At 60.8% G+C, this 12,874-nt stretch carries 14 protein-coding genes; 4 read left to right on the top strand and 10 right to left on the bottom strand.

Going from position 1 to position 12,874, the window contains the following annotated elements; all coding sequences use genetic code 11:
* Positions 1–11: 11 nt before the first annotated feature.
* From ubiA to AC0L7P_RS04785, 3 genes are all read left to right on the top strand, one after another.
* Positions 12–974 (top strand): 4-hydroxybenzoate octaprenyltransferase, encoded by a 963-nt coding sequence (ubiA, locus tag AC0L7P_RS04795; RefSeq protein ID WP_473434706.1) that lies wholly within the window; start codon positions 12–14, stop codon positions 972–974.
* 63 nt (positions 975–1,037) lie between these two features.
* Positions 1,038–2,960 carry an OmpA family protein gene (locus tag AC0L7P_RS04790; RefSeq protein ID WP_473435397.1) on the top strand — a complete coding sequence of 641 codons (1,923 nt, stop codon included), beginning with the start codon at positions 1,038–1,040 and terminating at the stop codon, positions 2,958–2,960.
* Positions 2,947–3,276 carry a hypothetical protein gene (locus AC0L7P_RS04785; protein WP_473434705.1) on the top strand — a complete coding sequence of 110 codons (330 nt, stop codon included), beginning with the start codon at positions 2,947–2,949 and terminating at the stop codon, positions 3,274–3,276. Before AC0L7P_RS04790 ends, AC0L7P_RS04785 begins: the two co-directional genes overlap by 14 nt.
* Positions 3,277–3,385: 109 nt before the next feature.
* Here the strand turns inward: AC0L7P_RS04785 and AC0L7P_RS04780 are convergent, their stop codons facing one another.
* From AC0L7P_RS04780 to pgsA, 3 genes are read right to left on the bottom strand one after another with little or no spacing between them, the layout of a single operon-like run.
* Positions 3,386–3,829 carry a molybdenum cofactor biosynthesis protein MoaE gene (locus AC0L7P_RS04780; RefSeq protein ID WP_473434704.1) on the bottom strand — a complete coding sequence of 148 codons (444 nt, stop codon included), beginning with the start codon at positions 3,827–3,829 and terminating at the stop codon, positions 3,386–3,388.
* Between the two features lie 12 nt (positions 3,830–3,841).
* A complete protein-coding gene (gene moaD, locus AC0L7P_RS04775; RefSeq protein WP_473434703.1) occupies positions 3,842–4,078 on the bottom strand; it encodes a molybdopterin converting factor subunit 1 in 237 nt (78 codons plus the stop codon).
* The gene (pgsA, locus tag AC0L7P_RS04770; RefSeq protein WP_473435396.1) at positions 4,075–4,746 is read right to left on the bottom strand and encodes a CDP-diacylglycerol--glycerol-3-phosphate 3-phosphatidyltransferase; all 672 of its coding nucleotides are present in this window, start codon (positions 4,744–4,746) and stop codon (positions 4,075–4,077) included. The genes moaD and pgsA overlap by 4 nt, the downstream gene beginning before the upstream one ends.
* A 157-nt stretch (positions 4,747–4,903) precedes the next feature.
* On the opposite strand from pgsA, the gene AC0L7P_RS04765 reads away from it, so the two are divergent.
* The gene (locus tag AC0L7P_RS04765) at positions 4,904–5,512 is read left to right on the top strand and encodes an NUDIX domain-containing protein (protein WP_473434702.1); all 609 of its coding nucleotides are present in this window, start codon (positions 4,904–4,906) and stop codon (positions 5,510–5,512) included.
* On the opposite strand, the gene AC0L7P_RS04760 is transcribed toward AC0L7P_RS04765, so the two are convergent.
* The 7 genes from AC0L7P_RS04760 to AC0L7P_RS04730 form a co-directional block, all read right to left on the bottom strand.
* Entirely contained in the window at positions 5,509–6,720 is a 1,212-nt protein-coding gene (locus AC0L7P_RS04760; protein WP_473434701.1) for an FAD-dependent oxidoreductase, read from the bottom strand. The two genes, AC0L7P_RS04765 and AC0L7P_RS04760, sit on opposite strands and share 4 nt — an antisense overlap.
* Before the next feature lie 97 nt (positions 6,721–6,817).
* On the bottom strand, positions 6,818–8,698 hold the full coding sequence (gene uvrC / locus AC0L7P_RS04755) for an excinuclease ABC subunit UvrC (RefSeq protein ID WP_473434700.1): 1,881 nt from the start codon (positions 8,696–8,698) through the stop codon (positions 6,818–6,820).
* 389 nt (positions 8,699–9,087) lie between these two features.
* Complete coding sequence (locus AC0L7P_RS04750; RefSeq protein WP_473434699.1) at positions 9,088–10,032, bottom strand: calcium/sodium antiporter; 945 nt, start codon at positions 10,030–10,032, stop codon at positions 9,088–9,090.
* 1 nt (position 10,033) lies between these two features.
* Positions 10,034–10,201, bottom strand: coding sequence for a hypothetical protein (locus tag AC0L7P_RS04745; protein ID WP_473434698.1), 168 nt, complete (start codon positions 10,199–10,201; stop codon positions 10,034–10,036).
* Entirely contained in the window at positions 10,202–10,999 is a 798-nt protein-coding gene (locus AC0L7P_RS04740) for a S49 family peptidase (protein ID WP_473435395.1), read from the bottom strand.
* A gap of 55 nt (positions 11,000–11,054) precedes the next feature.
* The gene (locus tag AC0L7P_RS04735) at positions 11,055–11,816 is read right to left on the bottom strand and encodes an ABC transporter permease (RefSeq protein ID WP_473435394.1); all 762 of its coding nucleotides are present in this window, start codon (positions 11,814–11,816) and stop codon (positions 11,055–11,057) included.
* Entirely contained in the window at positions 11,816–12,739 is a 924-nt protein-coding gene (locus tag AC0L7P_RS04730) for an ABC transporter ATP-binding protein (protein WP_473434697.1), read from the bottom strand. Before AC0L7P_RS04730 ends, AC0L7P_RS04735 begins: the two co-directional genes overlap by 1 nt.
* Positions 12,740–12,874: the final 135 nt, after the last annotated feature.

Genomic DNA, 12,874 nt, shown 5'->3' with positions numbered 1-12,874 from the left:
GGGAACACCATATGTCCGAGACTTCGCAGATACCAGACGGACAAGTGGCCGATGCACCGCCCGACAACTGGGTGGATCGTTTTGCGCCCGCGTCAACCCGCCCCTATCTGCGGCTGTCCCGCGCAGACCGGCCGATCGGAACGTGGTTGTTGCTGCTGCCCTGCTGGTGGGGGCTGTTTCTGGCCATGGGCATGACCGGGCGCATGGGCTGGGGCGATCTGTGGATATTCACCGGCTGTGGAATCGGGGCATGGCTGATGCGCGGAGCGGGCTGTACCTGGAACGACATCACCGACCGCAATATCGACGGTGCGGTGGAACGCACCCGGTCACGGCCCATCCCTTCGGGGCGGGTAAGCGTAACACAGGCGTTGATCTGGCTGGCGGCACAGGCTCTGGTGGCCTTCGCGATTCTGCTGACGTTCAACACCACCGCCATCGCCCTTGGCATCGGGTCACTGGCACTGGTCGCGATTTACCCCTTTGCCAAACGGTTCACATGGTGGCCGCAAATCTTTCTGGGGCTGGCGTTCAACTGGGGCGCGATCCTTGCCTTTGCGGCCCATTCCGGCACGGTCAGCACGCCTTCGGTGCTGCTGTATCTGTCGGGCATCACATGGACGCTGCTCTATGACACGATCTATGCGCACCAGGACAAGGAGGACGACGCCCTGATCGGCGTAAAATCCACCGCCCGCCTGTTTGGTGACAACACCCACACTTGGTTGCGCCGGTTTCTGGTGGCCACAGTCACGCTCATGGCGCTGGCGGTGATGACGGCCTTGGTGGGGCGGGCGAACGTGTTGTCGGTGGTTGTCGCCCTGGGTGCGCCCTGGGCCATGGGGTGGCATATGGCGTGGCAGCTGGGGCGGTTGAACACCGAAGACACATCAAACTGCCTGCATCTTTTTCGCAGCAACCGCAACGCCGGGCTGTTGGTTGCGCTGTTTCTCGCCGTTGCGGCCCTGCTCTGATTGCCCCCGGACGCCCGGCGCACTAAAGACATGGCCGATACCGATCTGATCCAAGAGGTACGGATGCGTTCATCCCCGTTTATCCCCGCATTCTTTGCCTTCGGGCTTGCCGCGATTATCGCGGTGTTTTCGGCCAGTTTCGCAGTGACCCAGATCGAGAAACGATCCGTCGCCGATGTCACAACGGCGATGCGCGATCAGGGGCACAACTGGGTATCTGTTGCGGCAGACGGGCTGCAACTGGAACTGACCGGCATCGCCCCGGACGAGGCAACACGGTTTCGCGCGATCACCGTGGCCAACGGCATCGTGGATTCCGCCCGGGTGATCGACCAGATGGATGTGGCCGCCGCCGCCGTGATCGAAGCGCCGCGGTTTTCCATCGAAATCCTGCGCAACGCCGATGGCGTTTCCCTGATCGGGCTGATCCCCCAGGCAACAGACCGCGCCGCCCTGCTCAGCCGGATCCGCAGCATCAAAGATGCAGGCGAGGTCAGCGATCTTCTGGATATCGCCGATTACACGCCCCCCGAAGAATGGGACGATGCGTTGGATTTCGGGTTGATGGCGCTGGCCAAACTGCCCCGCTCGAAAATCTCGATTGCGGCGGATGAGGTGGCGATTGACGCGATTTCGGACAGCCGCGACGCCAAACGGCGGCTGGAAAGCGATCTGTCACGCGCCGCCCCCGAGGGGCTGAAACTGGTGATGGAGATTGCAGCCCCCCGCCCCGTCATCACGCCCTTTACCCTGCGGTTCCTTGTCGACACCGACGGGCCAAGGTTCGATGCCTGCTCTGCCGCCACCGAAAAGGGCCGCGATCAGATCATCACCGCAGCCCGCGCCGCCGGGTTGGAGGATGAGATCACTTGCACCATCGGCCTTGGCGCGCCCAGCCCGGAATGGCCGCAGGCCGCCGCCGCCAGCATCACCGCGCTTGCCGAATTGGGCGGCGGCTCTGTCACCATTTCGGACGCCGACATCACGCTGGTTGGTCAATCCACCACCCCACAGGCGGATTTCGACCGTGAGGTGGGCAAGCTTGAGGGCAAGCTGCCCCTTGGGTTCTCGCTCTTTGCGGTCCTGCCCGATCCGGTGGTCATCGACGGCACCGGCGATGGCAAAGGCCCGCCAGAATTCATCGCCTCCAAAGATCCCGAGGGCACGGTAGAGCTGCGCGGACGCATCGGCAATGACCGCGCCCGCGCCGCCATCGGCAGCTTTGCCCGCGCCCGGTTCGGCATGGAAGAAGTCACCGATGCCACCCGCACCGACGACACCCTGCCCGAAGGCTGGCTCCCCCGGGTGCTGGCCGCGCTCGATTCTCTGGCGCAACTGCACAATGGCGCCATCGTCGTGCAACCCAACGTGGTGGATGTGAGCGGCGTCACCGGCAACCCCGATGCCCGCACCGAAGTGTCGCGCATTCTGTCCGACCAATTGGGCAGCGCCGAGAATTTCACCCTAAAAATCACCTATGACAAAAAGCTCGACCCGGTGCTGGGTCTGCCCACCCCCGAGGAATGCGTCGCGCAGATCAATCAGGAACTTGCCACCCGCAAGATCACCTTTGCCCCCGGTTCTGCCGACATCGACGAAGACGCCCGCGAAACAGTCGAACGGATCGCTGCACTGCTGCGCACCTGTGACGATGTGCAGATGGAAATCGGCGGCTATACCGACAGTCAGGGCCGCGAAATCATGAACCAACAATTGTCCCAGGCCCGGGCCGAATCGGTGCTGACCGCCCTTGCCGCCCGCCGTGTGGCGACGGCGAACCTCACGGCCATCGGGTTTGGTGAAGAACAACCGATCGCCACCAACGACACCGAAGACGGACGCGAGGCCAATCGCAGGATTGAATTCAAACTGATTGTGCCCGAAGAAGACACCGAAGCCGAAACCGCGCCTGACGATCCCCCGTCCGAAACGGCAACCGGCGATATCATCGAAGGCGGCGCGGGAAGCGAAAATGAACAGAACTGAATTCATCGTTGTCACCGCGATCATCCTGTTCGTGGCGTTCTCACTGGGATGGTTTGCCAGTTGGCTGGTGCACCGCCTGACCCGGGTCAGCCAAAGCGACATTGGCGAACTCGACAAGATGGCGCAGGCCATGCACGAGGCCGAAGAGGCCCGCAACGAGGCCATCGCCTATGTCCACGCCCGCGAAACAGAGTTGAAAAACCAGCTTGCCCAGACCGAAGCGGAACTGCGCGCCGCCATGGACGGGCTGCGCGACGCCCGCCAGGAGGCCGAGGAACTGCGCGGCTATATTGAACGGATCAATCAGAACGCCTGAGCCCGGGTCAGGAACGACGGCAGCAGGGGCGCGCCAAACCCAGAATCATGTATGCCGGAACGGCATTCCTTTTGGTCAGAGCGAAATTCGCTTGGAGCGTGTCGCCGCCTTACCAGCGAGACAGCGCCACCTCGTCGTCATCGCGCGCCGCCACCCAGTGCGCCCCTGACGCGGTGGTTTCCTTTTTCCAGAACGGCGCGCGGGATTTCAGGTAATCCATCAGAAATTCCGCCCCGGCAAAGGCATCACCCCGGTGGCGCGAGGCCGTTGCAACCATCATGATCGGCGCCCCTGGCGCAAGGCTGCCATGGCGATGAATGACCAGGACATCGTCCAGTGCCCACCGGTCACAGGCCGTTGCAACCATGGCGGCAATCGCGCTTTCGGTCATCGCCGGGTAATGTTCGATCTCCATCGCGACAAGATCGCCCGCCGCAGTATTGCGCACGATCCCGGAAAAGCTGACCACGGCCCCGGCGTTGCCCTGCGCGGCGGTAAAGGCGTTCAGTTCCGCCCCCGCATCGAATGCCGCAGTCTGCACCCGCACCGCCATGTCAGCCGCCGGTCATGGGGGAAAGAACGCCACTTCGCGCGCATTCTTCAGGGGGGCGTCGAAATCGGTCAGTTCCTGATCCACCGCCACCCGCAGCGCCGACAGATCGCAGAATGCCACGTCATAGCGGTCTTCCCGCTGGCGCAGCTCGCTGACCAGATCGGCCACCGTTGCGGCCGAAGTTTCCACCTGTTCCCGGGGCAAACCGATACGTTCGCGCACCCATGCGAAATAAACCACGTCGATCATTTGCGTGCCTCATCTTTCAAAAACGGCAGGGCCTTGCGGAAATAATCCCAGCCGGTCATCAGGGTCAGGGCCGCTGCAACCCAAAGCAGGGCAATGCCCACCCAGCCGGTCCAGAACTGCGCCGAATCAAGCCAGCGCAAGCCCACCTCATCGCTGAGTGTACCACCCAGAATCGAATCCACCATATCCGGGTCCATCCCGATGGTCCGGTCGATAAAATGATGCAACAGGATACCCGGCACAAACAGCATGGCAATGGCTGTCATCTGTGCCGTGGTTTTCCATTTGGCCAGCCGCGTCACCTTTAGCAACCCCGCCTTGGCGCCCAGAAATTCCCGCAGCCCGGAAACAAAAACCTCGCGAAACAGAATCATCGTGGCGGGCAGCAATATCCAGGGGTTCATGCCGGAAAACCCCGTAAGAACCAGCAGCGCGATCACCACCATCGCCTTGTCTGCAATCGGGTCGAGCATGGCGCCAAACCGGCTTTCCTGTTTCCAGGCACGGGCAAGATAGCCGTCAATCCAATCGGTCACCGCCGCCGTCACGAACAGCACCAGCGCGAACCAGTCGGCCCAGGGGCGGGTGAAATACAAAAACATGATGGCGACGCCCGGCGCGGCCAACAGACGGAGCACCGTCAGAATATTCGGGATCGTCCATGTCATGGCCAAGAGATAGACGTTCGGCGCGGGGGTTGAAAGACAGATCGTGTCGTGAAGGGCCACAAGGCGTTTTTTGTGGCGGACCATGGGTTTCACAGGCCGCGCTTCGGGTTGACTTTGCCCCTGTCGCGGGAAAACAACAGGGCAACTGCGAGGGCCGATGACCAACGATGATTTCCGACTGCTTGGCCAGAGTGTTCTGGCCGACGGCTTTACCCGGCTGAGCCGGTTCGAATTTGACCTGCGCCGTCGTGACGGCACCTGGCAGCGGATGGACCGCGAGGTGTTCGAGCGTGGCCACGGCGTGTGTTGCCTGCTTTACGATCCCGAAACGCGCACCGTCGTTCTGACCCGGCAGTTTCGCGTTGCGGTGCAGATCGCCGGGGATGATGGCATGATGATCGAGGCCCCGGCCGGCCACCTGGATGGCGCAGCACCCCGTGACCGGATGCACGCCGAACTGGAAGAGGAAACCGGCTATCGCATCGGTGAACTTTTTCCCGTCGGGAATTTCTATATGTCGCCCGGGTCGATCTCGGCCTATCAGCGGCTCTATCTCGGGCGATATCGCGCGGCAGACCGGGTGTTGCCCGGGGGCGGCCTGAAAGAAGAAGGCGAAGATATTGCCGTGCTGCACGTTCCCCTGGACGACGCGATGAAGATGGTCGGCGACGGCCGTATTCAGGACGGTAAAACGGTGATCCTGCTTCAGGCGCTGGCGCTTCGGCTGGCACAGGGGTTGGGGGCGTTCGACGACACCGTCTGTTAACGTGTCTCTCGCCAATGCTCGGGCCGCAGCCCAAGCCCCACGGCACGCGCCGGAAGCCCCCGCAGCACCGCGACCTTGTTCAGCAGTTTGATGATGAACGGCGGGCGTGGCGGTGATTTCGTGTTCAACGCCGGCACCAATATGAACTTATGCGCCAGTATTTGCGCCTTCTGGGTCAGATTTGCAGGCCAGGCGCGGCGCTTTTGCACCCGAGAAAGGTGGTTTGGCCCGGCGGAACCAGCCAGCAAGGGTGGCCCCAAAAGGCGGGCCGTCGCCACCGCATCCTGAATGGCAAGGTTGATGCCAACCCCACCCACCGGCGACATGGCGTGGGCCGCATCACCGATGCACAGAAAACCGTCGCGCCACCATGTCGTCAGGCGGTTCACCTGCACCGTCAGCAATTTGACCTGATCCCATGACGCAAGCGCCTCGGTGGCGTCGGACAGCTCTGGCGCGATCGCGGCGATCCTCTGACGAAACGCCGCAAGCCCCTCGGCGCGAATGACATCCGCCGCCCCCTTTTGGAACGGCAGGGCGCATTGCCAATATTTGCCACGATCAAGTTGCACCAGAAATCCGCCTGATCCGATTTTCCCCAATGATTCCTGTTCCTTTGACGGGGTTCGGGGCAGGCGCATCCAGAAGACATCAATCGGCGCGCCAAGGTCTTCGACCGCCAAGCCCGAGGCATCGCGCAATGTCGAATCGCGCCCGTCGGCCCCGATCGTAAGGTCCGCATGTATGGCAAACGGCCCGTCTTTGTCGCGCGCCCTCACGCCGGTGATTTTCCCGTCCCGAACGATCAGATCTTCGGCTTCGGTGGATTGCAGAAGGGTGAAATTCGGATAGGTGCGCGCCGCGTCGGCCAGACAATCAAGGAAATCCCATTGCGGCATCATGGCGATGTATTTGCACTGTGTGGGCAGCCTGCCAAAATCCGCGATGTCAAACGCCGTCCCGGAAATCGTGACCGATGCCTGACGTATTTTTTGATGAGGCCGCGTGAGCAATTCTTCCAGCAAGCCCAATTCGTGGAACAGCTCCAGCGTCGATGGGTGAACCGTATCACCCCGAAAATCACGCAGGAAGTCGGCGTGTTTTTCCAGAACGATCACATCAACCCCTTGGCGCGCCAAAAGATAGCCTGTCATCAACCCTGCCGGGCCACCACCGGCAACAACACATTGCGCATGTAACGCCCGCATGGATTTCCTTTCTCGGTCCCCGATACGAGCTTAGCACGTTTTCGACGATATCGGCGGGCCAGAACGGCGACTTTGCCAAATTTCACCTGCCGCTGCATTACCCCTTTTCATGGAAATAGGCATAGATCGTGTCTGCCAGATTGTTCGAAATCCCCTCCACCGCTTTCAGGTCTTTCAAATCGGCCCGGGCCACGGCCTTGGCGCTGCCGAAATGTGTCAGCAGGGCGCGTTTACGGGCCGCGCCCACACCGGGCAGATCATCAAGCGGGGTGGCGCCGACCGCCTTGGCCCGTTTGGCGCGATGGGCGCCGATGGCGAAACGGTGCACCTCGTCGCGCATCCGCTGGATGAAATACAGCACCGGATCGTTGTGGCGCAGGGCCATGGGCGGTTTGCCGGTGCGGTGAAATTCCTCTTTCCCGGCGTCGCGATCTTCGCCCTTGGCCACGCCGACCATGGCAATGTCACCGACGCCCATCTGATCCATGATCTCGCGCACCGCCGAAACCTGCCCCTGCCCGCCGTCGATCAGCAACAGATCGGGCCATGCACCAGAGTTGCGTTCCGGGTCTTCCTTGAGCAGGCGGGAAAAACGGCGGGTCATCACCTCTTTCATCATGCCGAAATCATCGCCCGGAGTCAGGTTGGCCCCCTTGATGTTGAACTTGCGATACTGGTTCTTGATAAACCCATCCTGCCCCGCCACGATCATTCCGCCCACGGCATTGGTGCCCTGAATGTGCGAGTTATCGTAAACCTCGATCCGTTTCGGGGGCGCAGGGAGATCGAACGCCTCGGCCAGACCTTTCAACAGTTTGGTTTGCGTGGCGCTTTCCGCCAGACGCCGGGCCAGACTTTCGCGCGCATTGCGCAGGGCACCGGCCACCAGTTCATGCTTTTCACCCCGCTGGGGCACGGCGATTTCAACCTTGGTGCCCCGCTTTTCGCTCAGGGCCTCGGCCATCAGATCACCATCTTCGATCGCGTCAGACAGCAGAACCAGCGGCGGTGGTTCACGGTCGTTGTAAAACTGCCCCACAAAGGCCTGCATCACCTCGGCCAGCCCGGCCCCCTTGTCGGCGGACAAGCCGGCACCGGTGCGCGGATAGAAATCATGGTTGCCCCAGTTCTGATTGGCGCGGATGAAAAACACCTGCACGCAGGCCTGCCCCTGATCCATATGCAGCGCGATCACGTCGGCCTCGGCCACGCCCTGGGGGTTGATCGCCTGCCCCGCCTGCACCTGTGTCAGCGCGCGAATACGGTCGCGCAGGGCGGCGGCGCGCTCAAACTCCATCGCCTGACTGGCCGCTTCCATGTCGCGGGCCAGTTCCGCCTGCACATTGGTGGATCGGCCTTGCAGGAACCGCTCGGCATCCTTGACGAGGGTGCGGTATTCGCCTTCGCTCACATACCCGACACAGGGCGCGGCGCAGCGTTTGATCTGATATTGCAGACAGGGGCGCGTGCGCGCGGCAAAGAAAGAATCCGTGCAGTTCCGCAGCAGAAACACCCGTTGCAACTGGGTCAGGGTGCGGTTGACCGCCCCCGCGCTGGCAAAGGGGCCGTAATAGCTCCCTTTTTCCTTTTTCGCGCCCCGGTGCTTTTTGATCTGGGGAAAGGGATGATCGCCGGTGACGAGGATATTGGGAAAGGATTTATCATCGCGCAGCAGCACGTTGTACTTCGGCTTGAGCTGCTTGATCAGGTTCTGTTCCAGCAGCAGCGCCTCGGTTTCTGTCCGGGTGGTCAGAAACATCATCGAAACCGTTTCGCGGATCATCCGGTCGATGCGCGGCGTATGGCCGTTCGGGTTGGCATAATTACTGACCCGTTTGCGCAGGGCGCGCGCCTTGCCCACATAGAGAACCGCGCCGCGGGCATCGAGCATCCGATAGACACCGGGCGAATTGTCCAGCGTCTTTAGATAGGATTGCACACAGGCGTGGCCGGTGGGGCGGGTGTCTTGTTCGCTCATTCTGGCATCATCGTGATTCCCGGGTTTGTCTGCAACGGGATGGCAGCAACGGCAAGGGTGAACATACCCACCGTTTTTGTGGATAACTCTGCTGATAACTTCTGAAGGTCCGCGAATTTCCGTTTGTTTTGGCAGGTTTCATCGGTATGCCTGTTTTTTAGGCTTGTCCGTAAGGCATTGGAAATAATGTAGATTTTTCCAATTTTGACGCAAACATCTGAAAACATTAAAGAAACCCTAACAGTTTTGTTACAACTCCGGGGGCAGTGTACAACTAACGTCGCGACACTTGGATGGGGCCACATGTTGGCCCACACATTCCGCCTGACGGCAGGGTACAAATGTTGCCCTCAGGCGGCAAAACCCCTCAGAAAATGTCTCGGGAAAACCTAGCGGATCACCATCACGACATAGACCGCATAAAGCGCAACCAGCGCCACGCCCCATCGGCGCCCCATGCGCCAGCGCCAGAACACGAAAGGCGCAAGCAGCAGTGACGCCCCCAGCATGACCCAGAGATCAAAGGTCAGGAACTGCGCGCTTACCGGAATCGGGCCGACCAGTGCCGTGATCCCGATCACCGCCAGAATATTGAACATGTTCGATCCGATGACATTGCCCATCGCCACATCCGCCTGTTTGCGAAAGGCCGCCATCACCGTTGTCGCCAGTTCGGGCAGTGAGGTTCCCACCGCCACAAGCGTCAGCCCGATCACCGTTTCGCTGACCCCGAAATCGCGGGCGATCCCGGTGGCACCATCCACCAGAAGATCAGCCCCGATCGGCAGCCCGATCAGCCCCAGCGCCAGCGCCACGGCGATTTTCCACCCGGCCATGGACGGATCGGCGCCCTCGACCTCTTGCACATCCTCATCGTCGGCGCGGCGATGGCACAGGGCATCACGCAGCTGATCGCCCAGCATCACCGCCAGCCCCGCCAAAAGGATCAGCCCGTGCCACCACGTGAGGGGGCCGAAAAAGCTCAGCCCGATAAACAGAACCGTCGCCAGCAGCATCATCACATAGCTTTTGCGCGTATCCGACCCGGTCATGTGCAGGACAGTAATCATCGCGGGAATGCCCAGCACCAAAAGGATATTGGCTGTGTTCGATCCCACAACATTGCCCAAGGCGATGCCCGGCGCATTGTCGCGGATCGCACTGACCGAAATCAGAAGCTCGGGCGCCGATGTGCCGAAGGCGACAATCGTCAGCGAAACAACCAGGGCCGGAACGCCCAGGCGCAGCGACAGATTGACCGCCCCCCGCACCAGTGAATCCCCTGCCAGCAACAGAATCAGCAGGCCGATGCCCACAAATGCAAAATCATGCATTCTAGGTTTTTCTCCCGCCGCAATCACACGGCCCCTTACCGATCCGGTAACGCCCGCAGTGGCGGCATTTCATGGATTTCACCCGTGCCTGCCCCGGAAACCGCAGCTTGCCAAACATGCCCAGAACGACAATGACAAGCAGGAACAGGGTGACAATCTTGACCATCATCTACAGGCCGAACCGGGCAAAGGCGGCCCGGTCCTCCAGCGCACTCAGGGCGGCATCGCCCATGGACAGGCCCAGCCGCGACAGAAACGGGCGCTTGCGGCTCAGGACGGTGAATCGCACCTTGTCGCCAAACAATTCCTTCATTTTCGGCACCAGATGGCCGATGCCGTCGATCAGGCCAACATCCTGTGCGCCCGCCCCGGCCCAGATTTCACCGGTGAACAAATCGCGCCCTTCGGGCAGTTTGCCCGCGCGGCGGCTTTGCACCTGGCGGATGAACGCGGCGTGAATCTGTTCCTGCAAGTCTTTCAGGCGCGAGATGTCTTCTGGCTTTTCGGCCTGAAACGGGTCGAGCATGGATTTCGAATTTCCCGCCGTATAGACCCGGCGTTTGATCCCGTGCCGCTCGATGAAATCCTCCAGTCCGAAACCTGCGGAAATCACTCCGATCGACCCGACGATGGATGTTTCATCGGCCCAGATATGATCGGCCGCAGTGGCCAGCCAATATCCGCCCGACGCGGCCACATCTTCGACAAAGGCGTGAACGGGAATTTTCTTTTCCCCCGACAGCCGCCGGATGCGCGCCGCGATCAGCGCAGATTGCACCGGGCTGCCCCCGGGGGAATTGATGACCAGGGCCACCGCACGCGGTTTGCCCCGCGCAAATGCCTTTTCGATCAATGGGGCAAGCCCGGCATCGTTCAGGGCACCCCGCCCGCCAGATGAGATAACCCCCTCAAGACGGATGACGGCGACTCTGGGCGGTTTGGGCAGGAATGGGATAAAGCGCTTCATCCTTGGCATGTAGAGCCTGCCGCCCTCGGCAACAAGGCTCGGCGCCATCAGAACATCACTTGCGCAGGCGATAACCGGTTTTGAATATCCACCCGATGACACAAAGGCACAGCAGGGTAAACGCCGCGACAGCCGCGACGCTCCACCCGACCGACACATCCGAAGTGCCGAAAAATGCCCAGCGAAACCCTGAAACCAGATAAACAACCGGGTTGAACAGCGTGATCGTCTGCCACACCGGGGGAAGCATGCTGATCGAATAAAACGACCCGCCCAGAAACACGAGGGGCGTGACGATCAACATGGGCACCAGTTGCAACTGTTCGAAATTCTGCGCCCAGATGCCGATGATGAACCCGAACAACGAAAACGACAGGCAGGTCATCAGCAAAAACGCCACCATCCAGAACGGATGCAGAATGGTGATGTCCACAAAGACAAAGGACGTTCCAAGGATGATAAGGCCAATCATCAGAGATTTGGTCGCCGCCGCCAGAACATAGCCGGCGGTCAGTTCGATAAATGACGCAGGCGCCGACAGGAATTCATAGATCGTGCCGATGAATTTGGGAAAATAGATGCCCATCGCGGCATTGCTGACCGATTGCACCAGCACCGACAGCATAATCAGACCGGGCACGATGAAGGCACCGTAATTCACCCCCTCGACCTGGTCGATGCGGCTGCCGATGGCGGCGCCGAACACCACGAAATACAGCGACGTGGACAGCACCGGCGACACCACCGATTGCAACAGGGTGCGGAATGTGCGGGCCATTTCAAACACATAAATGGCGCGGATTGCGGTGAGATTCATCATGTATCCTCTTGCACAAGCCCGACGAAAATATCCTCAAGGCTGCTTTGCCGGGTCTGCACATCGCGCAACACCATTCCCGCCGCCGACAGATCGGACAACAGCGTGGTGATGCCCGTGCGTTCGCCCTGGGTATCATAGGAATAGGTCAGCGTGCCATCATCCCCCAAAGTCAGGTCATAGGCGGCCAGCACAGCGGGGATTTCATCAATCGGCTGTTGCAGTTCGATCACCATCTGTTTCTGGCCCATGCGGCGCATCAGGGCGGCTTTTTCCTCGACCAGCAGGATCTCGCCCTTGGCGATAATCCCGATCCGGTCGGCGATTTCTTCTGCCTCTTCGATGTAATGGGTGGTGAGGATGATCGTCACGCCGTCGCGTTTCAGATCGGCCACCACCTTCCACATATCCTTGCGCAGTTCCACATCCACCCCGGCGCTGGGTTCGTCCAGAAACAGCACCCGTGGTTCATGGGCCAGCGCCTTGGCAATCAGAACCCGGCGTTTCATTCCGCCCGACAGTTCCATCGTCTTGCTGTCTTTCTTGTCCCACAGGGACAGTTGGCGCAGCACCTTTTCGACATAGGCATCATCGCGCGGCTTGCCAAACAGGCCCCGGGAAAAGCGCACGGTGTTGATCACCCGCTCGAACGGTTCAAGGTTGATTTCCTGCGGCACCAGCCCGATCAGGCTGCGCGCGGCGCGATAATCAGCAACGGTGTCATGGCCGCCTACGGTAATGCTGCCCGAGGTGATGTTGGCAATCCCGCAGATCAGAGAAATCAGCGTGGTTTTCCCGGCCCCATTCGGCCCGAGCAACGCCAGAATTTCACCCTCGCGGATACCAAGCGAAACGGTTTTCAGGGCCTCGAACCCGCTGTCATAGGTTTTCCGCACGTCGCGCACGGTGACGATATCGCTCATTGGGGCCTCCGGGATGTTCGTCGGCCATGTGACCCGGACCAGCCCCGGTTTGCAAGCGGCCATAAGGCAGAAACCTCGGCGTTTTGCCCTGTTCGCCCCGCCCCCCTGTGGTTAGGGTGCGGGAAACACCGGGAG

Source organism: Oceaniglobus sp. K40-3 (genome assembly GCF_055808395.1).
This window is presented reverse-complemented; position numbering and strand designations above follow the sequence as displayed.